Source organism: Bacteroidetes bacterium GWF2_43_63, from assembly GCA_001769275.1.
In the GTDB taxonomy this organism is placed as follows: Bacteria; Bacteroidota; Bacteroidia; order Bacteroidales; family DTU049; genus GWF2-43-63.
In genome coordinates this window covers 1-25697 of sequence record MEOQ01000030.1, presented here as the reverse complement: position 1 = coordinate 25697, position 25697 = coordinate 1, and the positions used below count along the sequence as shown (strand labels likewise).

Below are 25697 nucleotides of genomic sequence, written 5' to 3'. Positions count from 1 at the left end.
CCCTCATGAAACTTCTTAAAATTCTTTTCATTCTATTGTTAATCAGTTTTCCGCTGGTAACAAAATCACAAAGCGCCCGATTCGAAGGCCAAACCAGTTACAGAATCAACCTCGATTCAAATACGGCTGTAGTAGCTACTGACAAAGTCACCAACATTCATTCACGCACTACTGGTCAGCTCACGATTCAGTTGTTTTTGTGCGAGGGCCTCTATGAAGGGGGCACTCTGAAAGGGATTCCCTGTGGAGAAGTTGTTATTGTTGAAAGTTTGAAAAATGGTGAGCAAATACAGAACTTTAGATCCGGTGTTTCTTTCACCCGCCCGTTGAATGGCTCATTTTTCCCGGTCATTTTACTTCTTGAAAAAGTGAAAGGCGAAAACGTGATCATCGACTTCGTGACTTTCGATGAAGTTGGCTTCAAGAAAAAATCGAAAGAATTATTAATTGGTCAGCAGCCCTGATTATTTAGGCGTTTCACGAAAAACCAGGAATCCTTTTCTGAGTGAAAGCTCTTTGCGGCGTGTAATCCAGAAAAAACACAGCCACGCGAAAAGGAAATTGGCGGCATAGCCTATGGTAGAAACCATTGCCGCATCGCTCACATTGCCCTGCCGGATGAAAAACCAGCCAGCCAGCGCAACTGTAACAAGGCCAATGGCCGAGCCACTCAAATTAAATATGATTCGCCCGGTGCCACTGAAATAATGACTGAGAATTATATTGAGAGACATAGCTAAAATACCCGGAGCAAATATTTGTACCACGGCATTGATGCCCTTGAAATCGCTTCCGAAAATTAAAGTATAAACCTGATCGGGTAAAAGCACCAGAATTGCAAGTGCCACCAACGTCAGAACGGAAGTTACGGTTCCCAGAAAAAACGTCAGATGGGCGGAGTCATTGTCATTTTTCAGGTTCGATATTTTGCTGAACTGCACCAGCGCAATGCTCTTTGGCAATATCCAGACTGCTTCGCTGATTTGCGCAGCTACCGATAGTAATCCGAGTGCAGCCAGTCCCAGCCACGCTTCGGTATAGTAATAAGTCAGTCGGTAGGTCAGCAGCGCCAGGATAGAACTTACCTGAACAAGACTTCCATAACCAAAAAGTACCTTCAAAGCCGCTTTAGAACTACCCTGCCCGATCTGCTTTTCATTCCTGACAAGAATAAAAGAAACAATCAGCACCGGCAAGTAAGAAGCATACAAGGCAAAGACGTATGCACTTATATCCGTAACTTTAAATAGAAACGTAAAAACCAGCAAACTCCCGATCATCAGCACAGCTTGAATCAAAGAAAGAAAATTGTGCGCTTTAATGCGCTGATTGGCAAGCAAAACCGACAGATAATTTTGAATAAGCGAACCCACGGTGCCTAGAATAAGCACATGCCAAACCATTTCGGCCGGAAACGCACCTATGAAAAACAAAATTGCTGTTGTAAACAATCCTGAGCTCAGCGCCCAAAACTGCGAAACAGGTAACAACCTTGCCCCCGCGTTTCGGGGAATCAGATAAACCAAGGCAGCGCCACCGGCAAAGCCACCCACCAAATTGATGATAGTTATAGAAATAATTACGAGACTAATTTCTCCAACCACTTCAACACCAAGCATTTGACTTGAAACAACAACAATTCCAAGACTGATTAGCGCAGTCAAAACACGAACAGCCAAAGTGCGCAGCATATTAGTGATCATATTTTGCCTTTCTTTCCCTGATTTCGTTCAATCTCATGCGAAAGGCCCTGAATCCAACCCGATGAGTCTTAATATCAAAAGCAACAAAATTATCAGCAATCGACAATGTGTGTAAACCTACTGCATTTTTATCGAATTTTTCAGCAGAAAACGAAACAAATTCCACTTCATCAAAGACATGAGATGATAGTTGTATCAATTTGTTTATTAAAACATTATGTCCATAATAATTTTTGTAAACCTGAGCTGGCCGGAATGTCTTTTCCTCCATCGAAAAAAAACTTCCACCAGGCCGCGCACCCTGTGCCGATACTTTCACCGGATTGAGAAAATGAGGCAAATAAGGACCTTCAAATGACTCAGAATAAAACACATACAGCTTTTCATTGGGCAAATCATCCTTCAATCCGCAAAACAAATAATACTTTCCCTCCCATTCAATCATTGAAGGATCAACAACTGGCTGATTAAGAAGAACAAAGCTATTACCCGACCACTTATTATCCAGCCATTCATAAGCCCTGCATTCATCCGTCTCAGATTCTTCAGGAATTATCCATGTTGAATACTGATAATTAAACACATAAGGGTATGAAACATGAGTGGGTTTTTGCATAACCGGCTGCAGCCCAGTTTGATTATTCCATGCTGATAAACAGCCAGTTCCATCCTTGTAGGAATAGTCTTCAAATAAAACTGTGTAATTGTCTCCCGATTTAACAAGGAATGGATCAGCGTAGAAATGTGATTTTTGCTCCGGAATCAAGTGTTTACAATTGTAAATACTGCTTGCAAGCTCCTTAATATCAGCTTCTTTGTGAATTTTGTGATTCCCAAAAACGACTCGCCAATCTTCAAATTGAAACCATCGGTTGAAATAGAATGAAATTCGGTTGCAGCCCAGTTGAAAAAGGAAAGACAGTGTGCGGAAATTGTTGGGGAATTGATATATTTTCGCTTGAGAATCAGACTCTTCCGGCATTTCTTGCCCATTGAGAATGTACTTCCTGATAGCCAGCATAGGCATATCGGTATTCTCGGCAAGTAATCGTTGTCGCATCTCACTAAATGAATGAGATACAGTAATGTAATCTCTTCTTAATAAGATATTTCCGGAATCTAATCTGTTTGTAAGTTTCTGTAGAATTACCCCAGTCGAGGGCGCCTTTTTTGCAATTTCCCAAAATCCGGGAGGTCCGCCTCTGAATGCCCGCTCATCGCCATGGTGAAAGGACCAGATTCCATATTTCGCAGCGTTTAAAATGCTGCCTCTTAAAATATTATAACCAAATCGCAGAATGAAATCGAGTTGCAGGCCTTCGATTTTGGTCACATCTTCTGTCGAAAAGTATTCAGAATACTTGCCTTTTTGTTGCGGAATACATTCAATGACAGGTATTTGTGATGAAACCGTTGCTTGTTTGTCCTGTGGAACCCGAAAAGTACGGTTGAGCAAAAATGTGTACAACGCGTTCTTCCTGAATAATTTCTGAAATAAATTAGAGGTTGATGCCGGCCCATTCGTGGGATTGGAAATGTAAGTAACTAATTCACTGTTTGTTTCCGTCAGAATTTTCTCAATACTTTCTACCTGCCACTGACGTAGAACCTGCCCATTAATCATTACAGCAAATCTGATTTTATTCATGATTTTCTGATTAATGTGTCTGTGTAGAATTCATTGAATTGTTTCAACACGGCTGGTTTCGAAAACAGATTCAGCGCGTTTTGCCTGATTTGCTGGCTGTCAAAGTCTTTGTGTGAATCAAGCATCAGATCGATGGCTGCTGCCAGTTCGGTGGATTTTGTTGAATTGACCAGATAGCCATTACTGCTGTTAACTATTTCAGGGACAGCAGCTACTGCTGTTGAAACTACGGGTAAACCGCAGGTCAGTGCTTCGGCTATTACCACCGACGAGGTTTCATAGAAACTGCTTTGGACATAAAAATCCATAGTGACAAGCAAATCAGCTACTTCGGCTTCAGCAAGCAAGCCGGTGAACCTGACGAATTCCGAAATTCCAATCTGCTCGCTGTATTGAACCATTTCATCGAAATCGATGCCGGTGCCAACTAAAATCAGTTGAAAATCAGTTCGTTTCAATATCAGTTCTTTTATCGCATCCAACATTCCCCGGATGTTTTTTGATTTATTCTCGAAACAACTGACATTAATGAATGACTTAATTTGCTTGTCTGGCGAACTGTTTTTCAGTTTAAAAACGCTTTCATCAACTACATTGCGTAGTATTGAGTATGGCTTACTGTTTCGAAGTCCGGCAGTGTGCATATGCCTGGCCAGATAAAGACTTACAGTGGATATAGCAGCCGCTTTGCGGGTAACGCATCGGGTGAAAGCCTTGCGGAATACGCCGTTAAATGAACTGTTTTCAGGACAATACCTCGACCAGTGTTCGGTTATCACAAAGGGAATTCCGCGCCTGCATTTGATCCAAGCTGCCAACACGCCCATGCGGGTTAGCACATGAACATGATTCAGCACTGGACGTCCTTCTTTTTTACAGATGTAACGATATGCTTTTAAACCCGCTACGAAAAAGTAAATCCATCGCAATAGCCGGTTTTGAGTGCTGATATTCAGCCGGATAATAGACACCCCATCTTTTTCACTCAAAAACAATCCATTGCCATCCCAGGAATAATTGGTCACATGCAACACGGAAACATTGAAATCTTTCGTTAATAGTACAGCATGTTTGTGAACAAACAATCCAAACATCGGATCGTGCTCATCGGGATACCAGGCCGCAAGAAAGACAATATGGGGTTTCAAATCGTTTATTTAATACAAAGGTAGTAAAATGTCGTTTCTGGTTTTTTAACGAAAAGGTATTAATTTTGTTATGCACAAAAAAAACTCAGCTATGAAAATCAACAGTAATTTATTTATCCTGCTTGCTCTGACTTCAGGATTGTATTCATGTAAATGCAATAAAATGATCGAAAAAACGCAGGAAGTAAAGCAGGTACAGGTTCTCAAAACAAATCCTGACGAAAAAATGGCGGCTGAAACAATGCCCTTTACCATCGACACAGTGTGGATTGAAAATCTGATGCTTCACACCCTGATTACTTATACCGGTGAAAAGACTGACGTTGCATTTTCGATGGTTTTCAACGGTGCCTGGCTCAAATCATACCCACCCAAAGCTTACCTCAATATAATACCCGGAGTGGCAGCTACAGAAGGCAAAAAACAGGTGAAACATCATCTCATTTTCGATCTGAAACCTTTGTCAGATGCAAATCCTTACTTTGAGGTTTATGTAACGGGCTACAAGCAGGGATTCAGAATTGGTGGTGAATAACTATCCATAAAAAAAACCGCAAAAGATCATTTTGCGGTTTTTTTTGTGCCCTTTAATAAAATTACTTCTTCATGGTGATTTCAAATGTATCCATGAATTTCTCAACGGCATCATCGGTGGGATAGCTGCCGTCGCGAACCATCAGCAACTGATACAGACGGTTTTTGGCAAGAATCACTTCAAGAACATAATACAGATTCTGGGTCTTGTCAATGGCTTTGGTGCGGATTGCAGGCCAGCCATTCACTTTCATTTCATCGTTTGATTCAACAAAATTTCCTTCCAGCGATCCATCACGGGCATTTCCAAGAATAGTCATTGGTTCCTGACCGTCAATGAGTGAGCTGGGATAATCGCTGTAGGCAATCATGCTGGCTTCAGTGGCGCTTTTTTCATAAACAAACGAAATCATTTCAATGTCGCCGGCTTCGGTAGCAACCATTTGAGCATCTTTTTGCGGTTCACCGGGAAAAAAAGCTTTGAATTGGCCGTCTTTGCTGACAAACATTTCTTCTTCCTCAGCTTCGGTATCAGTCGTCGCTTCGGAATTTTTGCCATCATCTGACGCGTTTCCGCTGCATGAATTGAAAGAAAGGCCCGTAACAGCCAGAAATCCTAAAAATAGAGCATAAAATAATTTTTTCTTCATGGTGGTTTGTTTTGTGCAAATATAACAGATAATTTATGGCTGATCATGCATCCGTAAAATTTTTATATTTTCCTTAATGCCAACCAATAGAAACCGGTCTGAAAACTAATTCCAGATCTCATTTTATCAAAATCAGAAAATTTATTTCAACGCAATTACTCTGCTCCAACAACGGTAATGTCGAATATCACAGTGGCATAGGGCGGAATCGGAGAATCGATTTCGGAACGACCAAAACCAATTTTACTGGGCATGATGGCAGTTGCCTGACCTCCAACCGACATCATGGTGAGTGCTTCGTTAAACCCATCAATCAAATCGGGCGAACCCACAACAACTTCCAGTGGATTTTTCCCGATGGATGAATCGAAAATCTGCCCATCGATCAAGGTCCCTGTGTAATGACATTTTATCGTCTGTCCGGCCACAAGCTTAGCTCCTGAACCGTTTTTCTTCGGGATAAAAATCAACCCTGAGCCTGTAGGCGTCTGCGTAATATTATTGAGCTTCAGGTAATATTTAAGATCGAGTTCTTCTTTTTCTTTCAACTCTTTAAACTGCATTTCCACTTCCTCTTCCAGAATCTGTCTTTCCTGAGCAAATTCGCTCTGAGTCTTAACTTCCAGCACTCTAAGATTGACGTACATCATCGAATCATTTTCCAAAAAAGCTGGAAATTGCTGTGCACCAATTGTCATGCGGAAAAAAGTATCGGCTCTGAGAATGAAAGAGGCACTGTCGCCCACCGACAACATTGCCAGCCCTTCCATAATGTCGCCACGAAAAGCAACACTATTCACCGGAATCCAGACAGGCACAATTTCCTGTTCGCTATCGAAAAACACGCTGTCGTTCATCGTTTTATACTGAATCCGGACATTGATAAAATCGCCCACAGCAACCGGTGTGCCCTCCTGGTCATCAACGATTTTATAATTCAAACCATTGTCCGACAAATCATAACCCGGATAATCGGAATTAGAACAAGAAATGGCCGACAGAGCGACCAGTATTAAAAAAAGTACATTTTTCATATTATTCGGCATTGTAATCGCGCACCTGCAAAATTTCCACATCATAGATCAGCACAGCACGCGACGGAATCGTTTTGGAATCACCAATCCAGCCATAAGCCAGATGCGAAGGAATTATGAATTTGGCTTTATCGCCTTCGCGAAGCAACAAAAGACCTTCTTCGAGCCCACTTACAACATCGGCATGACCAATCCATATCTCTTTCGGACCGCTTTTGGCCGATTCATCACACAAAGTTCCATTTATCAGATTTACTTTATAATGATAGCGCACAATGGTTTTATCGGCCACCTTCCTGCCCTGCCCGGCTTTGTAAATCATCGAACGCAGTCCACTGCCCGTTTTGGTCATCTCCCACTGATTGCGGGCAATATAATCATCGATCTGCACTTCTTCACTTTGTGTGTAAAGATTATTGGCTTTTTCTAAATCCTTACTGTAGCGTTCCGGATTGGTAATTTGCTGTTCTTCAGTATTTTTGCTACCACAAGAAGTCAGCAGGAATGAACCGCAAAGAATGTAAAATATAATTCTGATCATAATTCCCTTAACGCTTTTTCGAACAATGATATTGCATCCTGCAAAGAACCATAGAAATGAGCGCCAGAAGCATTTTTATGACCACCACCATTAAAATATTTCGATGCCATCGCGTTCACATTAATATCGCCCTCCGAACGCAGGCTGAGTTTAATAAAATCCGCTTTTTCTATAAAAAATGCGCTGATGTGCATACCTTTAATGGCAAGACCATAATTCACGATATCTTCGCTATCGCCTTCCGAATAATTGAATCGGACCAGATCTTCCTTAGTAAGAAAAATATAAGTCGCATTGAATTCGGGCAACAATCGCAAACGCTCACTGATGCTGTATCCAAGCAGGCGAATCCTGTTTTCAGAAAAAGTGTGATAGAGCACCTGATTGATTTTCACAATATCGATCCCCTTGCGCATGAGATTGGCAGTAATTTCAAATGTCCGGGGCGACATATTGCCATGGAAAAAGTTGGCAGTATCAGTCACAATGCCCGTGTAAATACATTCAGCCACATCTTTGGTGATCAGCTCCGGATTAAGACTTTCAATCACATCATACACCAGCTCAGAAGTCGAAGAAACGTCGGGAGTTGAATAAACCGCATCAAAAATATTGTTGGTAAGAATGTGATGATCAATCAGAATGCGTTTTGCATCGGCCTGTTCCAGCGCCTTCTCAATAATTTGTCCTCTTTTGAATGCATTCATATCGACAATCACCTGAAGGCTTGCATTAGCAATGAGCTCAGCAGCTTTTTCAAACTCGTTTTCGGCCACCACAATATCGGCAATGCCAGGCAGCCAGCTATAATAGTCAGGATAAGTATCGGGAATTATCACTACAGCATTATGTCCGTAGGCCGTCATTGTTTTCTGCATGGCCAACGCAGATCCAATGGCATCGCCATCGGGGCTTGTATGTGAGACTACAACAACATTCTGAGGATCAGTGCAAATAAACTTGCAGATATGATTTTTGTCGGGTGTGTTCAAAAAATAGTAATTTTGACGTTTCAAAGTGCAAATTTAATAAATTGCATCAATTGTTTCACTAAACTGTTCAAACTATGGCAGGATCAATTACACTTGCAATCATTAAACCCAAGGCAGTAGCCAACGGTCACATCGGCGCGATAGTTCACACCATCAATGCCGGTGGTTTTCGTATCCGTGGAATGAAAATGATTCAGTTAACCCGTAAGCAGGCTGAGGAATTCTATGCCGTGCATAAAAAACAGGAATTTTTCGAAGGACTGATCGATTTTATGTCTTCAGGCCCCATTGTGGTTGCCAGCATTACAGCTCCAAATGCTGTTGATGATTTCCGCAAACTCGTTGGAGCAACTGACCCAAAAGCCGCAGCTCCGGATACCATTCGTGGTAAATTCGGCACCAACATCACCATGAACGCTATTCACGGTTCAGACAGTGACGAAAATGCCGAACGCGAAACGAATCTGATGTTTAAGCCTGAAGAGCTTTTCGACTAAGAGGTCTTTAATCAGGTAGTTATCTCATTTTATACTCACTGAAAGAATGGTCATTGTAAAAAATGACTATTCTTTCTATTTCTCCACTGTTTGAGACGGGCAGCGGAGCAAGATTGCTTTTGCTTTCCAGCTTTGCAGGCCTTTCAGTCTTAGTTGTGATTGTATTATAGGGGGCTGGTTCCTCGTCGTTAACGGCTGGGTGTTTTGTATTTGCTTGATCTATAGTCATCTGGCCTACTTTCTCCTTCACAGGGGATGAATTCATATTTTTCTCATCTACCATCGGCAACGCGTTTTGATCACCACGCATCATTGGCCCGCTTCCCATTACCAGCCAATCGGGACTCACATCAGGAAACTTTTCCAGAAGCTTAGTTACAAAGGCAAGACTTGGTTTATTTCTGCCTGACAGAAAATGAGAGATTCCTGAACGCTCTGTGCCAAGCTTATCGGCCAGGTCGGCTGCCGACATCTGATGGATTTTCATTAGTAGCTGAATTCTTTCAATCATGACCGTTGGGTTTGTTTACAAAATTAAACTATTTAATGTTACAAATAGCAATTGTGCTAAATTACAATTGTAATTACATTTGTAAACAATCCATATGTGATGTGACAATAGTGATACTATTGCTAAGGCATTGTTTTACACAGCCTAACATATTCGACTGGTTATATTCATTAATACTATCAAATGATACTACTTAACTTGAATATATGGATTATATGATTACACTTATAGTATTGTTAATCCGCTATATAAACATAATTATTGTTATCATTTATACTTATACCCAATGTATACAAATATCAACTAATAATTACAATTGTAATTACATATGTAACCTTAATTTGTAAAGAAAAGCGTGGTGACATATGTAACATTCGAGCACATTTCTTACTTACCATACAGTGATTTTTCATGGACCTTATCAGTTGGTCCGGAATATATTCATCTATTGCCCCGCTTAAACATTCGTGAATTTTCGACACGATGCTCTACCCTTCCAGAAATCTTAAATTTGCTGCCATGTGGGCTGAAAACTGTTTTTATTAAATTCTCAGCGACTTATTTCCAATAAAAAATCATTCGAAACCCGCATCAAATATGGATTTTATTGAAATCCTACACTATCCGGAATTTTAACCTGCTCTTAAAATTCTAATGCTCTTTTATTTTATAGATGCTGCTCACATTTTTGTGTACCCGGGACGATGTCCCTGGGCTAATATCTGCTGCGCCTTAGGTGCTATTTGTGCTCCGCAGCTTTTTTTTGCCATAGGCTCCTGAACCTTGATCTCGTCCTCTCAACCTGAGCGCGCGTCTCTCGCTTACAACCACGTAAAACGTGGCAAGCTGTTTTACGCTGACGCAAACTGCAACACGATGGGCGTACGTCTCCTGACGCCAGAGCATTTTACATTTCATGTGCTGCGCGCATTTAGCGCATGTTTGCACCACTGGCAACTCCCTAATTACGCCTAACGACTTACGCCTCTCGCCTGTCGACTAATCTAGAACTCATTCATCGACTCGCAAATACCCTTATGCACTTCGTACCAATAATCGATGGCTGCTGTGCGTCGGTCGCGTTTGAAATAGTCAATCCAGCCAATCAGATCGGGATCGTTGTTGCCTTCTTCTTCGTTTTTGCGTTTCAGATAAGTTTCGAGCAATTCTACATTGCGCCACGATTCCCACAAGGTACTGTTGTTACGGCTGTTGATGTTGTATGCTATGCTTTTCAGACTTTCAAGAAATTTATCCTTGATCTCCTCGCCATACAATTGACCAATAATATCGGGCATGAAATCTTCGGCCCAATTGCGGTGAAAGCGGCATAGCCCAAGATTGTCCATGATCAGCTCTTTCTGAAAGCGTGTAGTATCGGTATGCCCAAGCTCGCGCGGATGCATAAAATCGCTTCCGTAATACATATAGTATTTGCCAACAATAGGCATGGGCGACAATACGCCGGGAACCCAATATTGATTTGGCACCATCCAGCCACGACGTCCAAAAGCCAGGTAGAGGAAACTGTCAAGAATTTCGCGGCCGCGTTCACGAGCCAGTTTGCGGCCCCAACGGCGTGGTCCAAGCTGGAAGTCAACGATACCGCGTTTTTGAACAATGGTATCTAAAATTTCAACGCCAAGTCGGGCATTATGCATCGAATCCTTTACCACATCGAAGCGCTCGCGGTGCCAGATCGGGTAGCGGGTTACCTGCAGATCTTCTTTGGTGAGCAATCCTCGGGCAAGCAATTCCATTAGCCACGAAACCACGCCGCCAACCGAGATTGCATCAAATCCAAGCATATCGGCATGGTGATTCAGAAGCTCTGCAGCTCGCTGATCGAATATACCGCACTGCGGACCCATAGTCTGATATGGCTCGTAATCTTTTTTAAACTCAGCGTTCATCTTCTTGCAAACGGCCACACAGGGCTCACCGCAGGTCCAGTTCTGCTTTTGTTTGATGGTTTCGTCGTTGAATTGCTTGAGATAATGATCGAGAATAAATTCTTTGTGCACTTTCTTACGGTCAGCTTCGGACCAGAACATTGAATCGTAATTGAATGCCATTATATTTCCGCTCATGGTGGCGAAATTCACTCCAAAAGTACCACCGGTCTCGAATTTCGGATCAAAGCGATACTTGGTCGTGGCTTCCAGATCTTTGGCAGCCAGCTTTTTATTGTATCGGTCCTGAAACCATTTATCCGCTACGCTGCGATCGCGGAAGTCCTTATCAATATAAGTACCTCCGTACATGATTGCAACAATATTATAATCCTGAAACATTTTCGAGCCAAATCCGCCCCGCCCGGCCCAGGTATCGACAAACGTTAGCTCGCGCTTACGAACAGGCACACTCACAACTCCTGCAAAATCTGTTGTTTCGGCGGCCGGACCGGTTGCCAGAATGCGGTAGGCATCACTGTATTCGTCGCGGAAATTTTCGTTCACATAATCCATAAGTGAATACACTCCTTGCCTGCCTGAACGCCAGATATCGTGAATTTCGAGCGGTTCAACTCGCAACTGAATTTCTTCTCCGTGAATACGATTGAGAATAAGTACCGACGGTGATGCAGCTCGGCCAGTAATACTGAGTAAATCGATTCCGAGGTTATCGAAAACCAATCCGGCACCACCCATACTTGAAATATAAAATCCGGTCCAGCAAGGACTGAAGCCCGTAAAAATCAATCGGTTTGAACCAGGAAAAATTGAGCCTGCCAGCAAGCCGGTCCCGATGTTCATCGAATTATATTTGGTCGAATGATGCAGCCCAAGGTCAACCGGCCCAAAAAACTGTCCAACCGGATATCGGATGGTGCGATACATCGAAGTGCCCACATCAACCAATAATGCTTTTATGTTTGAGCCAACAAGCGATTGCACATCTACTTTTTTTTCGTCAACAGGGTTTTCCTGTTTTGTTTCTTCAATGTTGCCATTGTTCAATTCTGTATTTTCTTCCATGTGAAATATTTTTTGCAAAAGAGAGCAAAGATAGTGAAAAATCAGGCTCTGTCAAGGGTTTTGATATGTTATTTGATGCATAACGAACTGTTTTACATCCTGTGTCAGTTTTTTATTTAATCTGGAAACTGATTTTATAAATACAACCATAAATCGTTGTTATCTTTCATGAAAAATGAGCCGATGATCCGCTGTGTTTTGATAGGATGGTTCGTTTTAATACCCTGGATCACGCAGGCTCAGGAGCAAATTTTGCGTGCCGGTAGTTTCGAACTGGTTAGAACGCCAGTCGACTCTGATGACAATTGTTTAGTTTAATGCGTTGGCCCTGATTCAGCCGAACAAAAATGAATGACTGATCCGTTTTATTTTTAGCTTTGTTGAATGTAAATTATGAATTTTTCAAATGAAGAATTTTATTGTTTTTATGCTGTTGCAGACTCTATCGATGGTTAGTATTGTGTTTGCACAGGATACGTTTGTTTTAAAAGGGAAAGCAATCAATGCCGGAACGCTTGAACCTGTCCCATTTGTGCTTGTTACTATGGAAGGAATGGAAATGCATACGCATCAGTATTCGGGTTTCGATGGAGAATTTATTTTTGAAAATCTACTGCCTGGTAATTATCGCCTTTATGGACAATATTTTCATTTTTATAAGTTCGATACGGCACTTACAGTTACTGGAAATATTGAGCAATTTATTTTGCCGCAGGTGCGCGACAGCAGTTTGGGAGAATATTGGCTGTATCCTTCGCATTACAATAGTCAAGGTGCTATAAGTGATATAGAAAATAATACAATGAGAATTATTCTTGAAATAAATGGTGCACGCGATTATTCGCTTTCAGCAAAGGACACTTTGTTTGAAAACAAATATCATATCGAATACTGGTTTGAGGGTTGTGAGGTTCTGCCGCAACAGGATAATGTTGGTTATAATCGTGAAATATTCCGTTATCTTGATCAGCAATACGGCAAACGCTGGCGAAAATCGATCAGAAAAGATGCCATCGGACTAAAAAAAGAACGAAAATGAGCATTTTGCCAGATGTCGATTAATAATAATTAAATTACTAGTTCTATAACTCATCACTACTGACCACTGGCTACTCACCACTGGCTACTTAAAATATCTTTCACTACTTTTACATCGTGATTCAATCCATTTCCATACAGGAATTATTAGCAGATCCAAAGCCACTCATCGATGTGCGCTCGCCGGGCGAGTTTGAACAGGGTCACATCCCGGGTGCGGTAAATGTTCCTTTGTTTTCTGACGACGAACGTGCGCATATCGGAACCGTGTATGTGCGCCGCTCGCGCGATGAAGCGATGCAAATTGGTTATGCATATGCCAATCCGAAAAAGCAATGGTTTATTGACGAAGTGCGCAATGTGGCGCCCGATGGTTCTGTTGTAATTCACTGCTGGCGCGGTGGAATGCGCAGTCGCTTGTTTGCGGAACACCTGCACGAAAACGGTTTTGAAAATATTTCGGTCATCACGGGTGGATACAAATCGTGGCGACGTCTGTTGAATGAACATTGGTCGAAACCGCATCAGGTGCTGATTCTGGGTGGTTATACCGGCAGCGGGAAAACGCCGATTGTTAAAAAACTTCAGGAGCTCGGCCATCAGGCCATTGATCTCGAAGGGTTAGCTTGTCACAAGGGTTCGGCCTTTGGTGCCATCGGCCAGAAGCCACAGCCAACAACCGAACAGTTCGAAAATAATTTGTACGACATCTGGAGCCGCTTCAATCCGGCCCTGCCCGTTTGGCTCGAAGATGAAAGCTGTAATATTGGCAAAGTAAATCTGCCGGCAGCGCTGTTTACGCAAATGCGTGCGGCTCCGGTATTTTTTCTTGATATCCCGCGCAGCGTCCGGGCTGAATATCTGGTTACTGATTACGCTGCTGCCAGCATTGATGATCTGAAAGAATCTATTTTGAAAATTTCACGCCGGCTGGGCGGTCAGAATGTCAATCAGGCACTGCAATGGCTCGATGAAGGGAATTTGTACGAGGTGGCGTTTCTGTCGCTTTCGTATTACGACAAAGCCTATAGCCGCGGCCTTGAATTTCATGATAATAAAAAGGTGCTGATGATTGCAGCAGAGAGCATCAACACTGAAAAAAATACAGAATTAATCTTGGATGAATATGAACGTGGAAAATAAAATACGTCTCACACAATTTAGTCATGGTGCGGGATGCGGCTGCAAAATATCGCCAAAAGTGCTGAGCACCATACTCGATAGTCAGATTGAAACTCAAGCCGATGCGCGTTTGCTGGTCGGTCACGAAAGCTGCGACGATGCGGCAGTATATGACTTGGGCGATGGTACTGCTGTTATAAGTACCACCGATTTTTTTATGCCGATTGTTGATGATCCTTTCGATTTCGGTATGATTGCCGCTACCAATGCCATCAGTGACGTGTATGCGATGGGTGGAAAACCGCTCGTCGCCATTGCTGTACTGGGTTGGCCCATCGGAAAAATTGATCCTGAAGTGGCGCGCATTGTGGTCGATGGCGGTCGTCAGGCGTGTAAAAATGCAGGAATTCTTTTGGCCGGCGGCCACAGCATCGACAGTCCTGAACCCATTTTCGGACTGGCTGTAACCGGACGCGTAGATATTAAAAACTTAAAGCAAAACAACACAGCAAAAGCCGGTTGCAAATTATATCTCACCAAACCGCTCGGCATCGGGATTCTAACGACCGCCGAAAAGCAAGGTAAACTGCGGCCTGAACATGCACGCGTTGCAACCGAATCGATGATAAAACCCAATATCATCGGTGCTGAATTTGCCAAAATGCCGGGAATCACAGCCATGACCGATGTCACTGGATTTGGCCTGATGGGCCATTTGCGCGAAATGTGCGAAGGCAGTAATTTATCTGCATTGATTGAGTATAACAACATTCCGCGCTTCGAAGCGATTGATGATTATATCGCTCAAAAGTGCATTCCGGGCGGAACTAACCGCAATTGGGATAGCTATGGTCACAATATACAGCTCGAAATCGATGACTGGAAGTCGCTTCTGTGTGATCCGCAAACCAGCGGCGGACTGCTGATAGCCGTTGAACCTGGCTTTTGCAGCGAGATTGAAGAAATTTTAAAATCCAACAATATGCCTTCAACATCGTTGGGCTACCTGACGGAAAGAAAAGAAATGTTGATTGAAGTAAAATAAAATTGAGACTGTCTCAAAACGACTTTAGCGGCAAAAACAACATTCCACCGTCTGGAAGCGACAACGGAGCTGGAGGACATGGAACCGTTGTTTTTGCAAGTTGTTCCGACGGTTCCATGTTCCGGCTCAATTGTCCAGAATATTACCAAATCAGCAGCCGGAGCGGTGGAATGTCGGATACAACCTTCTATTTGAGCCAGCCCCTTGCAATTATTTCTTTTTACTCATCAGGATTTCATGTGCATTTCTGAGGGCCGCGAAACAATCGGTATCGCTTCCTTCAATAACAGCAATGCCGCATGAAAAATGGACAGAATCATTTTTATAATTCACTTGCTGATTGAGTTTTTCCAGAATTTCGGAAATTTTGTGGGAGTCTTTTTCGCGAACTATGACCAGAAATTCATCGCCCAACCTGTAGCGTGCACATACTGCATGACCACTCATGGCCTTCGATAGTTTTGCTGCAAATAATTTGAGCACTTCATCGCCGGTGTCGTAGCCCTGGCGGTTGAAACGCCTGAAATCATCCAGATCGAGCAGAAACAAAACAAAAGATTCTCTCTTCTGATGTTTTTTCAGATAATGAAGGAAGCCTTCGTAATTCATCAAACCTGTATTGTGATCGGTCATCAGGCGGCGGTGCAAATACCTCAAACGCGGGTGAATGAGCAGGATGGCTGCTGCAATCCCTGCAATCATGCAGCCAGCTGCCAATAAAATTACTAGTGTTGTGGTCATGATCTTATTTCTTCTCGCGTTTACGAAGTGGAAAATCTTTTCGCTGCAAATAGTCGTAGCGAAGGTTTTTGCCGGGTTGATAACTCATGGCAATAATGCTGTCCTGCGCTTCTTTAATGGTGCTGTATTCTGCAAAGTCGAGAGTGCGGATAACAGCTTCGAATACACGGATGGCACCCGAGTGATCGGCCAGCAAAATGCGTTTGCCTAAATTCTGGTTCAACAAATCAATAAACGAATACGCAATCCGCCAGTCAGCTTCTATCAGGGTCTCGCCTTCGGGATAATGATAAAAACGATTTTTAAATATTTTCGAAACCTTCGATTTAATTTCGGGTGTTGGTTCTACTCCGTTGGAATGAATGCGGGCCAGTTGCTCAATAATTTCGTTTTTATACTTGAATGTCAATGCGCCGTATTTCTGCGAATTGAGTCCAAACATAGCATGAAACTGCATGTTGTTGTATCCTGCATTCTGCAAAAAGAAGCGTGCGGTCTGTTCCGTATTTTCCGATTCGCTTCCGAAAACCTGAACAGGATTGTCTTTCGACCATGACCACATCGGATATCCGGCCTTATCAAGAATGTCAACAGCTACTTTAAAATCAAGCCCAAGTTCTTGTGCGGTTTTCTTCCCTGCATCGCTCAGAAAATTGCTCATCGAGCCACTGAGGCGCCGGTTGCTGCTCCAGGTATCCCAAATACCCGAGCCTACAAATTCTGGATTTTCGCCACCTGATTCATGTTCCGATTTTCCGTGGCGAATCATGATGATGTGTGTCTGATTCAAGGGGACATAGGCCTGTGGAAACAATGGAATGGCTTTGCCATTGGGCAACCACACAATTTCTTCGTTCATCATCAACCCGCTGCCGTCTTCAAGTGCACGGCCAGTTGTGCGACGCTTTCCGTCGGGTGTTGTGGCCATGTCGTCGGCTAACACCAATTTGGTTCTGTAACGTGTAAAAGATGCGCCGGGTGTTGCAATACTTTGCGGACACAGAATGTCGCTGAATCGGCTCAGATTAAAGGTTTGAATCAGCAAGCGACGAAAACTGTCATTTCTGATCAATCCATTCCAGGCTATATAAAATAGGTTTGGATCGCCATTGGGAATGCGGTGACGAATGAACTCGTATTTCGATTTAATATAGTTGTGCGGGTTCATGTCGGTCTCGAGCAATTTGAAAAAGAAATAAATATCTTTTCCAATCACTTTAAGATTGTTCACAAAATCAATGGTTACGTCTTCGGGCTTGATGGAAATTGGTTTTCCATATACAACCTGCAGAAAACGAATATCGTCCTGAACACTCTGCACGGTGTAGCAATTGTGAAATTCGGCATGCTCGCGGAGCACAATATTTTCGCTTTGAATTTTTCTTGCAGCTGTTTCAATTGCGTTGGCCGCAACTGTTTTTTCGTTTTTCTCTTTCATGTCATTTTTGTTTTCAGTTCATTTTGCGTTCATCTTCTGAAATCTAAAATATTGATAATCAATTATTTGAGAAAATTAAAGCAAAAGAATCACAAAGGTACTAAAATTACCTTGTGAAAAAAAATGGCAATACTGATGTTTTATTTGAATTGGACACAAAAGTCTTGAGATTTACACAACGTGGATTATTATTCAACGCATTGCCAATTCAATTTCTAACTTTCCAACCTCTTCATTCTGCTCATTGCTCACGACCTTCGTAATCGAGGATGTCTCAAAAAGAAATCAAGTGCAAAAACAACATTCCACCGTCCGAAGCGACGAAGAAGCTGAAGGACATGGAACCGTTGTTTTTGCTGTTGTTACGACGGTTCCATGTTCCGGCCTGTTTAGAAAACCCTCCAAGAGTTCGTAACTCGTCGAGGGTTAATTGCGGCCGGAACGGTGGAATGTCGAAACAACCGGCAATTTTGAGACAGCCTCTTACGTTAGCGAAGAATGATTTTAGAGTTTGAACTTTCGTTGCCTTGTTTGATTTGCATCAAATATAATCCGGAAGATAAATGTGTCAGATTTATTTTCTGGCTCTCAACAATTCCGGAATACACCAAATCACCCATTGCATTGAAAACGCTGAGCTGAGCTCCGTCAAATTGCTGGTCAAGAACAATATTTCCATCCGATGGATTCGGATAAACACTGAACGAAATTTTTTCTGAATCACCCACTCCGACCTCAATGGCATCGACCCACATGCGCAAAACCGGATCGCCCAATAAATTATTATCGTAGTGTACCCAGCGCTGGGCGCCGAATTCATATTCACCGGCCAAATCAACCCAGGGCGCCGTTGCAATTTTCGACATGGTAAATGCATCGCCAATATTACGCTCATTTATGGCCGGATTGTAAATGGCATTGACAAATTCACGATTCAAATGCTGCGACGGGCCTTCTGTCTGACCTTCATTAAACCAGCCGTAGCGCGAGTTTACAACGCAAGCCGCCAGATAATTATCAAGTGTCATTGAGATCTCTGCAATGCAGTCGTCCCAGTCGAACGAACCACACATGCAGCCGTGCGAATACAAAAGTCCATAAGAATGATCGGTTCCATTCATTGATGAAAAGGTGGTGTTGTCGAGTTCCATATCACTCATGCGCATCATGTACAATTCCGAAGAATGTCCGACGTGATAAATGAAAGATGAACCCGCATTCAACGAGGTGGACAGTTCGGGCAGATCCCATTCGTACGAAACATATCCGCCTGCAGAATTCCATTGATCGTACAATGTGTCGATGGAGGTTGTTGCCGAAGGAATCCCGCTCGTATTGTAACCATTGTTGCTTTGATTGTCAATCAACAATTCAAGATAGTCCTGTCCGAGCGTGAGTGGTGCATCGAGCAACAGCTCGCCCAACATGATGATTTTATTCATATCAGCCATGACCGGATTTTTCTGATAATTGATGGTTTTGTTCACCATGATGGCGAGTTCGGAAGTTGTTTCAACAGGAAAACGTCCGATGGATATTTCGGGCAACAGATCGATAGAATCCTGCAGTGCTTCGCCATAGGTGCCGTCTCCGTCTTCATCAAAAGTGCCATCCAGCGCCGAATAATACAAGTCGGCCGGAATACCGGTGTCTTCGTAACCAGATCCGGAAACAACATAGCAATAGAAACCGCGTGCGCCAATTTTATTCACATCACCGCCTAGAATCACATATTCAATGGAATTGTTCTGGTATTCCTGAATGATATAATCTCTGATTTTTGTCCGAATACTGCTTCCTGGCATTACTGTATTAATGCTATCTGTTGTCACTACGCGTGTGCTGATGCCGAGACTGTCGTAATAATGCTGAAGTGGCGCAAATCCGGCTTTCAACGTTGTTGTTGTCACTATCAGCAACTGATACGCATCCATGGGTTCTTTGGTGGGATAACGATCCATCATGGCATTGTTCTGTGCCAGTGTGCGAACGCGCAACAGCGCATTTTCAGCAGAACTGATATTCTCAATCGCTTTCAATGAAAGTGCTGTTTGTGTTGTATGAACAATGACTCTGACATTCGAGAAATATGACAGAGAACCGGTTGCAGGGTTCCATCGTACAGGCGTAAATTTTCCAAGTGCAAATGAATAACCATTCAGAAACTGCGTCGCAAGCGAGCTGCTGTATTTATGCGGATAAGCTGCATTGAGTGAATAGACGTTTTCGTCTTTTACTTCCTGACCTTTGCTTCCAACACTGTACGGATAATCGGGCTGCACCGGCGGCAGATTGTATTTTCCCGGAATGACGATTTCATTTTCAAGAATATATTCAACCGACGCCACTTCAGCGCCAGGCGGCAACAGCAGCGAAACTTGCTGATATGGCAACGTAGGTTCGCCCACAACGCCGTATTGCTGGGTTCCGTCAAAAATAATGGTTTGAAAATCGCCTTTATCAACAACTTTGTAATCGCCGAAACGGTAGGAATATTCAACGGTCTGGGCAACAGAAAAAACAGTCATCGAAACGACCGCCATAAGAACAAAAAATGCGCGCATAAAAAAGTCTTTGATTATCAGTGCAAATTTAGGGGAAATTGGTTGCATGGGGGCTACTGATTTTTTCTCAGAGACAGATCTGCAAGTGTTCAGTTGTCATTAGCCAGTAGCCACTTATTAATGCCACTCACATTCTAACATCCATTCGTATCTCGTCCGCCGCGGCGAATTCGTATTTTCGAAGGTGCTTCACGTAAAACGTGACATGTCGCTCTTCTTATCCCCGCAGCCCTGAGCTTCGCATACTCAGCAATCAGGGCATCGGGCTATTATTATTCGATCCGCCAGCTGGCGGATCGTTTTCAAAGGAATCGACTATGATAATTTTTGGGATAAACGTTTATTATCACTGCATAAACTCACAACTGGCAACTCACCACTGGCCACTCCCCGGTTACTCCTTACCCCTTACTCCTTACCCCTTCTGCCTAACGCGTACTGTCCACTGACCACTCACAACTGGCTACTATTCATTGATCCAATCACAATTAATCCACTCACCGTCGAGGGTCATGCCCATCTTTTTTGAGTTCTATGGCGATTTTTAATTAAAATATATTTACGATATAAATGAAATATTTCGTATATTTGTAAAATCATTCATGTATAAATGAAACTATTATGGCCAGATACATTCTACGTCCTGATTATATTGAAAAAGTCCGTCCTTATATTTCAAAGCCTCTGATAAAGATACTTACGGGGCAACGAAGAGTCGGCAAAAGCTATATTATGATGCAAATAGCAGATGTTATCCGCAAAGAAAATCCCAAGGCTAATATTGTTTTTATCAATTGCGAGACAGAAAGTTTCCTTCATTTAAAGACACATACCGATTTGTTGGCATATGTAAAGGAACAGTTGGAAAAAGGACAAAAGAATTTTCTTTTCATTGATGAAGTGCAGGAAATAGAGGGTTTTCAGTTGGCAGTGCGGAGTTTGCTTGCTGAAAAAAAATGTGATATTTACTGTACGGGGAGCAATGCGCACATGTTATCAGGAGAGCTGGCCACCCATTTGGCCGGAAGGTATATAGAGATTCCAATCCATGCGCTCAGTTTTAGTGAATTTCTTCGTTTTCATAAGTTGAAGTCTGAGTATAGCAGTATGATGAAATACCTCACTTATGGGGGAATGCCCTATCTGACTAATGTGGAGCTAAGTGGAGATTTGCCGTTCGAATATCTCCGCAGCGTTTATTCAACCATTATGCTAAAAGATGTCGTTGCACGTGAAAACATACGGAATGTAACGTTCCTGGAAAATCTGATCCGTTATCTGGCCGACAATGTTGGAAGCCTTTTTTCGGCTGCAAACATTAGTAAATTTCTGAAGTCACAGCATATCGCAATATCTCCGCAACTGACACTGAATTATCTTCGGGCACTGGCTAATGCATACATTATCCGTAAGGTTCAGCGCGCCGAAATAAATGGATTGAAAATATTTGAAATCGGCGAAAAATATTATTTCGAAGATACCGGATTGTGTAATGCTATCACCGGCCATCACACCAGAAACGATTTACATAAGACTCTTGAAAATGCTGTGTTTTTGCACTTGATTCAATCGGGATATGCTGTAAAGGTTGGAAAACTCGACCAACAGGAAATCGATTTTGTTGCTAACCGCAACGGGCTTCAGATTTATGTTCAGGTGTGTCTGCAACTTACTGGCAAAGAGGTTGTCGGTCGCGAATTCGGCAATCTGATGCTAATCCCCGACAATTATCCGAAATATGTTGTTACTCTGAACGACCCAATAATCGGAAATGATTTTAAGGGCATAAAACAAATTAATCTACTGGAATTTCTGCATATGAAATTGTAAACGATTTCCTGTTCACCACTTACTGCTATTCATTGATCCAGTCACAATTAATCCACTCGCCGTCGAGGGTCATGCCCATCTTTTTGTAGAGTTCAATGGCCGGGGTGTTCCAGTCGAGGACCTGCCAGCGGATTCGGGTGCATTTTTCTTCTTTGGAAATTTTCATTATTTCGTTCAAAAGCATTGTGCCAATGCCGTTTCCGCGATAATCGGGTTTAATGTATAAATCGTCAAGATAGAGCGACTTCCCTACCCAGGTGTAGTAAGCAAAGAAATAGAGCGCCATTCCAACGATGGTCCCATCCTCATTTTCAGCCATGATGCAGCGGAAAAAGTCTTTCTCGCGTTGCATTTGTTCAACGGAGTTGGTCACTTTTTCGGGGGCTTTTTCAAACAGAGCAAGCTCTTTTATCATGCCGAGTATTTCAGGTAAATCGGCTTCAGTGGCCGGACGCAGCTTTATATTCATATGTTCTTAAATTATCTGATTACTATTTTTTCAACCACATCGTTGTGCAGACGTTTGTTCACAGCGCTGATGATATCGCTCTGCATGTACAGCAGCTCGTTGCGCAGCGCAGGCTCATCGACTTCAATATACAACACTGGTCCGTCGAGCTGCACCGATTTGGTGTGACGCGCCACCAGCGCGCCGGCTATCTCGGGCCAGGCAGCCTGCAGCGATTCACTGTTCATGCGGTTGCGCAATCTGAATTTATCGATCAGCTGCTGCAAAACTTCACCCAGTGTATATTGATTGTGGTAGTTGTCCATGCGGAATGCGAAGATATTAAAAATTGTTGAGCGAAGTAAGGATACTTCGCTCAACTGTAAAATATTTTCACTCATCCCTTGTGCGGAAATGCTTTCCGTGACAGGGAAATAAAGGACTCTTCCCTGGCGCGGAAATGCTATCCGTGACAGGGGTATACAGCACCCAGCATTCTGTCATCCGTCAGACCTTAATTTAGGAGAAGGTACGGACACGAAATTCTACCGGCAGGCGGACAGGCTGTTGGGTGCTGAGCTGCCATCAACCCAGATTTGCACTAACAACATGTATCTTGTTTTTTGTATATCTTTGTTTGTTTGAGAAAATGCAGCATTCTGTTGTTTATCAAGCGGAGATCTCTTGAATAATTCATACTAATCATTTAATATGAAATTTTTGTTGTTTTCAATGTTAGCAGTTCTATTGCTTGCAAAAGCGCAGGCACAGCCTGAACTTGTCTGGGCCAATCACACGGGTGGAACGTCAACAACATGCTATTCTTACGGTGTGGCAGTTGACAATAACGGGAATGTGTATTCTGTTGGCCACTTCTGGGGTACTGTAGATTTTGATCCGGGTGCGGGAGTTTATTCCTTGACCTCTGCCGGAAATGATGATGTTTTTGTAAGCAAAACAAATGCTTCGGGCCAGTTGCAATGGGCTTTCCGCGTTGGCGGCACCAGTGCTGATTATGGATATGGCATCTGCACAGATAGTCATGGAAATTTCTATATCACAGGCGTCTTTTATTCGACGGTCGATTTTGATCCTGGTGCTGCCAGTTATCCACTTACTTCTTCTGGTGGCTGGGATGTTTTTGTTGCCAAATTCAATAATACCGGAAATTTGCTCTGGGCAAAAAAAATGGGTGGAGCAACAAGCGATTACGGCTATGCAATTGCCGTTGATACCATGGGCAATGTTTTTTCATCTGGTTGGTTCGGCGGGACAGCCGACTTTGACCCGGGAACAGGTACCGCCAACCTGATTTCGGCAGGCAGCGACGATATTTTCATCTGCAAGCTTGATTCTTCCGGTAGTTACAAATGGGCCAAACGCATGGGCGGTTCAGGAGTAGACAGGGCAAACTGTATTGCTGCTGATCGGGCAGGAAATATTTATGCGGGTGGTTATTACAATGGCACAGCCGATTTCAATCCAGGCGGTGCAGGATTTCAACTTACTTCAATTGGATTGTCCGATGTATATGCCTGTAAACTCGACTCAGCTGGTGTTTTTAAATGGGCTTCGGGAATCGGCGGCCTGGCAACCGACTGGTGTTATGGCATCGATGCCGATAGCGTTGGAAATGTTTTTATTACCGGCACGTTTACCGATTCGGCTGATTTCGATCCGGCGCCTGCCCTGCACAAGCTGATTTCCAACGGAGGAATGGATGTTTTTGTTGAAAAACTTGATTCAATGGGCCAATTGGCCTGGGTTGCCAATATGGGCAGTATATATGATGACATAGGGCGTGCAGTCAAAGTTGACAAATCGGGATTTGTTCATTCGACAGGTTATTTTTCAGGTGATGCCGATTTTGACCCGGGTGTAGCAGAGTTCAATCTCGTAACGAATGGTGGTTATGATGTGTTTGCAAGCACACTCGATTCGTCCGGCGCTTTTTTTTGTGCCGGTGGTATGGGAGGCTCCGGTTCTACCGATTATGGCATGGCCATGGCCATTGATAACAACGGATTTTCCTACTATGCAGGCAGCTATAGTGGTAATGCCGATTTCGATCCTGAAATAACGACGTTAAATCTAACCGCCAGCGGGTCTACCGATGCATTTGTCGTAAAACTGATTGCATGTACTCCATGCATGCCAACAGCATCGGATACAACTATGACTGTTTGTTCAGGGATGGTTTCGCCCAGTGGCAACTATATCTGGACAACCAATGGAACCTACACTGATACCATATTCAATGCTGAACAATGCGACAGCGTTATCACATTTCATCTGACCATTGCTCAAAATACATACAGCACCATTAACCCCGTGGTTTGCGACAATTATACGGTTCCCAGCGGCAATTACACCTATAATGCGAACGGAACATATCACGACACCATTCCCAACATGGTAGGTTGCGACAGCATAATCACCATCAACCTTTCCATCGTTCCACCAAATACCGCTGTTACTCAAAATGGCAACACTCTTACTTCTCAGGCAACACCAGCCCTGTATCAATGGGTCGATTGCAATAACGCCTTTTTGACCATTCCCGGAGAAACTGCTCAATCGTTCACTCCAGCTCAATCCGGAAACTATGCGGTGGTTGTCTATCAGAATGGTTGTTTCGAAATGTCGGATTGTTTTCAGGTGACCATTACATCATTCACTGAAAATGAAGAAATATATCAGCTGAGCGTATTCCCCAATCCATCCGAAGGCATGTTCCGCGTTGAAAACACAGGTGAATCAGCTACTCCCTATGAAATTTCAGATGCCGAAGGCAGGCTCGTTCAAAAAGGTTTTTTGCAAAAGGGTGCAGACATTATCGATCTGCATGGTTTTGAAAACGGAATATACATTCTGAAAACACCATATCAGGAAATGCAACTGGTAAAACAATAGCGCAATAACGACGTAATGCAAATGCCGTAATTCATTTCAGACTGGCTTCGTAACAGGAATACAGTTGAGTATCGTGGGGTATGGGAATCGGATTACAATCCTGATTTTAATTATGGCGTATTTGCCACAATTAATGCTCTGGCGCGGAAATGCTTTCCGTGACAGAGATATACAGCACCCAACATTTTGTTCCTGCCGCGGCAGGATAAACTCCCCGCCCGACTTTAATTCCTGACTTGTCCGCCCCTGTTGCCATGTTGAAAAATCGCTATTGAAAATCAGTTAGTTGTGACAAAAAATGATGAAATTTGTCGCACTAAGG

22 protein-coding genes are annotated in these 25697 nt (G+C 43.1%); 8 read left to right on the top strand and 14 right to left on the bottom strand.

Annotated features, from left to right (window positions below; genetic code table 11):
* The first annotated feature begins 35 nt into the window (after positions 1-35).
* The gene (locus A2W93_16125; GenBank protein OFY54252.1) at positions 36-464 is read left to right on the top strand and encodes a hypothetical protein; all 429 of its coding nucleotides are present in this window, start codon (positions 36-38) and stop codon (positions 462-464) included.
* On the opposite strand, the gene A2W93_16120 is transcribed toward A2W93_16125, so the two are convergent.
* Genes A2W93_16120 through A2W93_16110 form a run of 3 tightly spaced genes read right to left on the bottom strand, consistent with a single transcriptional unit; the run spans position 465 to position 4499 of the window.
* Positions 465-1703 carry a hypothetical protein gene (locus A2W93_16120; protein OFY54251.1) on the bottom strand — a complete coding sequence of 413 codons (1239 nt, stop codon included), beginning with the start codon at positions 1701-1703 and terminating at the stop codon, positions 465-467.
* On the bottom strand, positions 1693-3327 hold the full coding sequence (locus A2W93_16115; protein ID OFY54250.1) for a hypothetical protein: 1635 nt from the start codon (positions 3325-3327) through the stop codon (positions 1693-1695). The genes A2W93_16120 and A2W93_16115 overlap by 11 nt, the downstream gene beginning before the upstream one ends.
* Positions 3328-3347: 20 nt before the next feature.
* On the bottom strand, positions 3348-4499 hold the full coding sequence (locus A2W93_16110; GenBank protein OFY54249.1) for a hypothetical protein: 1152 nt from the start codon (positions 4497-4499) through the stop codon (positions 3348-3350).
* A gap of 70 nt (positions 4500-4569) precedes the next feature.
* Here A2W93_16110 and A2W93_16105 point away from each other — a divergent pair, with 70 nt between their 5' ends.
* Positions 4570-5034 (top strand): hypothetical protein, encoded by a 465-nt coding sequence (locus A2W93_16105; GenBank protein OFY54248.1) that lies wholly within the window; start codon positions 4570-4572, stop codon positions 5032-5034.
* A gap of 61 nt (positions 5035-5095) precedes the next feature.
* Here A2W93_16105 and A2W93_16100 read toward each other — a convergent pair whose 3' ends face one another.
* From A2W93_16100 to A2W93_16085, 4 genes are all read right to left on the bottom strand, one after another.
* Positions 5096-5683: a hypothetical protein gene (locus A2W93_16100; protein OFY54247.1), complete on the bottom strand. Its 588-nt coding sequence runs from the start codon at positions 5681-5683 to the stop codon at positions 5096-5098.
* 155 nt (positions 5684-5838) lie between these two features.
* Positions 5839-6729 carry a hypothetical protein gene (locus A2W93_16095; GenBank protein ID OFY54246.1) on the bottom strand — a complete coding sequence of 297 codons (891 nt, stop codon included), beginning with the start codon at positions 6727-6729 and terminating at the stop codon, positions 5839-5841.
* Positions 6719-7258, bottom strand: a complete 540-nt coding sequence (locus A2W93_16090; GenBank protein OFY54245.1) for a hypothetical protein — start codon at positions 7256-7258, stop codon at positions 6719-6721. The genes A2W93_16095 and A2W93_16090 overlap by 11 nt, the downstream gene beginning before the upstream one ends.
* Positions 7255-8250 carry a hypothetical protein gene (locus A2W93_16085; GenBank protein ID OFY54294.1) on the bottom strand — a complete coding sequence of 332 codons (996 nt, stop codon included), beginning with the start codon at positions 8248-8250 and terminating at the stop codon, positions 7255-7257. The genes A2W93_16090 and A2W93_16085 overlap by 4 nt, the downstream gene beginning before the upstream one ends.
* Positions 8251-8324: 74 nt before the next feature.
* Here A2W93_16085 and A2W93_16080 point away from each other — a divergent pair, with 74 nt between their 5' ends.
* On the top strand, positions 8325-8747 hold the full coding sequence (locus A2W93_16080; protein ID OFY54244.1) for a nucleoside-diphosphate kinase: 423 nt from the start codon (positions 8325-8327) through the stop codon (positions 8745-8747).
* Positions 8748-8766: 19 nt separating this feature from the next.
* Here A2W93_16080 and A2W93_16075 read toward each other — a convergent pair whose 3' ends face one another.
* Positions 8767-9258, bottom strand: a complete 492-nt coding sequence (locus A2W93_16075; GenBank protein ID OFY54243.1) for a hypothetical protein — start codon at positions 9256-9258, stop codon at positions 8767-8769.
* A gap of 1004 nt (positions 9259-10262) precedes the next feature.
* A complete protein-coding gene (locus A2W93_16070) occupies positions 10263-12098 on the bottom strand; it encodes an aldehyde ferredoxin oxidoreductase (GenBank protein ID OFY54293.1) in 1836 nt (611 codons plus the stop codon).
* Positions 12099-12642: 544 nt separating this feature from the next.
* Here A2W93_16070 and A2W93_16065 point away from each other — a divergent pair.
* From A2W93_16065 to A2W93_16055, 3 genes are all read left to right on the top strand, one after another.
* A complete protein-coding gene (locus tag A2W93_16065; protein OFY54242.1) occupies positions 12643-13275 on the top strand; it encodes a hypothetical protein in 633 nt (210 codons plus the stop codon).
* Between the two features lie 116 nt (positions 13276-13391).
* On the top strand, positions 13392-14417 hold the full coding sequence (locus A2W93_16060; GenBank protein OFY54241.1) for a tRNA 2-selenouridine(34) synthase MnmH: 1026 nt from the start codon (positions 13392-13394) through the stop codon (positions 14415-14417).
* Complete coding sequence (locus A2W93_16055) at positions 14401-15441, top strand: selenide, water dikinase SelD (protein ID OFY54292.1); 1041 nt, start codon at positions 14401-14403, stop codon at positions 15439-15441. Before A2W93_16060 ends, A2W93_16055 begins: the two co-directional genes overlap by 17 nt.
* Positions 15442-15651: 210 nt before the next feature.
* On the opposite strand, the gene A2W93_16050 is transcribed toward A2W93_16055, so the two are convergent.
* From A2W93_16050 to A2W93_16040, 3 genes are all read right to left on the bottom strand, one after another.
* Positions 15652-16182, bottom strand: a complete 531-nt coding sequence (locus A2W93_16050; protein ID OFY54240.1) for a hypothetical protein — start codon at positions 16180-16182, stop codon at positions 15652-15654.
* Positions 16183-16186: 4 nt separating this feature from the next.
* On the bottom strand, positions 16187-17620 hold the full coding sequence (locus tag A2W93_16045) for a hypothetical protein (protein OFY54239.1): 1434 nt from the start codon (positions 17618-17620) through the stop codon (positions 16187-16189).
* Positions 17621-18108: 488 nt separating this feature from the next.
* Positions 18109-20184, bottom strand: a complete 2076-nt coding sequence (locus A2W93_16040) for a hypothetical protein (GenBank protein ID OFY54238.1) — start codon at positions 20182-20184, stop codon at positions 18109-18111.
* 621 nt (positions 20185-20805) lie between these two features.
* Between A2W93_16040 and A2W93_16035 the strand changes: the two genes are divergently transcribed.
* Positions 20806-22014: an ATPase gene (locus A2W93_16035; GenBank protein OFY54237.1), complete on the top strand. Its 1209-nt coding sequence runs from the start codon at positions 20806-20808 to the stop codon at positions 22012-22014.
* Positions 22015-22039: 25 nt separating this feature from the next.
* Here the strand turns inward: A2W93_16035 and A2W93_16030 are convergent, their stop codons facing one another.
* Positions 22040-22483, bottom strand: coding sequence for a GNAT family N-acetyltransferase (locus A2W93_16030; GenBank protein ID OFY54236.1), 444 nt, complete (start codon positions 22481-22483; stop codon positions 22040-22042).
* An 11-nt stretch (positions 22484-22494) separates the two neighbouring features.
* Positions 22495-22788, bottom strand: coding sequence for a hypothetical protein (locus A2W93_16025; GenBank protein ID OFY54235.1), 294 nt, complete (start codon positions 22786-22788; stop codon positions 22495-22497).
* A 406-nt stretch (positions 22789-23194) separates the two neighbouring features.
* On the opposite strand from A2W93_16025, the gene A2W93_16020 reads away from it, so the two are divergent.
* Positions 23195-25375: a hypothetical protein gene (locus A2W93_16020; protein ID OFY54234.1), complete on the top strand. Its 2181-nt coding sequence runs from the start codon at positions 23195-23197 to the stop codon at positions 25373-25375.
* Positions 25376-25697: the final 322 nt, after the last annotated feature.

Excerpts from the sequence above, each read along its gene's own strand:
- A2W93_16120 (OFY54251.1), bottom strand. The coding sequence starts at position 1,703 with ATGATCACTAATATGCTGCGCACTTTGGCTGTTCGTGTTTTGACTGCG.
- A2W93_16115 (OFY54250.1), bottom strand. The coding sequence starts at position 3,327 with ATGATTAATGGGCAGGTTCTACGTCAGTGGCAGGTAGAAAGTATTGAG.
- A2W93_16105 (OFY54248.1), top strand. The coding sequence starts at position 4,570 with ATGCACAAAAAAAACTCAGCTATGAAAATCAACAGTAATTTATTTATC.
- A2W93_16100 (OFY54247.1), bottom strand. The coding sequence starts at position 5,683 with ATGAAGAAAAAATTATTTTATGCTCTATTTTTAGGATTTCTGGCTGTT.
- A2W93_16095 (OFY54246.1), bottom strand. The coding sequence starts at position 6,729 with ATGCCGAATAATATGAAAAATGTACTTTTTTTAATACTGGTCGCTCTG.
- A2W93_16090 (OFY54245.1), bottom strand. The coding sequence starts at position 7,258 with ATGATCAGAATTATATTTTACATTCTTTGCGGTTCATTCCTGCTGACT.
- A2W93_16080 (OFY54244.1), top strand. The coding sequence starts at position 8,325 with ATGGCAGGATCAATTACACTTGCAATCATTAAACCCAAGGCAGTAGCC.
- A2W93_16075 (OFY54243.1), bottom strand. The coding sequence starts at position 9,258 with ATGATTGAAAGAATTCAGCTACTAATGAAAATCCATCAGATGTCGGCA.
- A2W93_16070 (OFY54293.1), bottom strand. The coding sequence starts at position 12,098 with ATGTATCGCACCATCCGATATCCGGTTGGACAGTTTTTTGGGCCGGTT.
- A2W93_16065 (OFY54242.1), top strand. The coding sequence starts at position 12,643 with ATGAAGAATTTTATTGTTTTTATGCTGTTGCAGACTCTATCGATGGTT.
- A2W93_16055 (OFY54292.1), top strand. The coding sequence starts at position 14,401 with ATGAACGTGGAAAATAAAATACGTCTCACACAATTTAGTCATGGTGCG.
- A2W93_16050 (OFY54240.1), bottom strand. The coding sequence starts at position 16,182 with ATGACCACAACACTAGTAATTTTATTGGCAGCTGGCTGCATGATTGCA.
- A2W93_16045 (OFY54239.1), bottom strand. The coding sequence starts at position 17,620 with ATGAAAGAGAAAAACGAAAAAACAGTTGCGGCCAACGCAATTGAAACA.
- A2W93_16040 (OFY54238.1), bottom strand. The coding sequence starts at position 20,184 with ATGCGCGCATTTTTTGTTCTTATGGCGGTCGTTTCGATGACTGTTTTT.
- A2W93_16035 (OFY54237.1), top strand. The coding sequence starts at position 20,806 with ATGGCCAGATACATTCTACGTCCTGATTATATTGAAAAAGTCCGTCCT.
- A2W93_16030 (OFY54236.1), bottom strand. The coding sequence starts at position 22,483 with ATGAATATAAAGCTGCGTCCGGCCACTGAAGCCGATTTACCTGAAATA.
- A2W93_16025 (OFY54235.1), bottom strand. The coding sequence starts at position 22,788 with ATGGACAACTACCACAATCAATATACACTGGGTGAAGTTTTGCAGCAG.
- A2W93_16020 (OFY54234.1), top strand. The coding sequence starts at position 23,195 with ATGTTAGCAGTTCTATTGCTTGCAAAAGCGCAGGCACAGCCTGAACTT.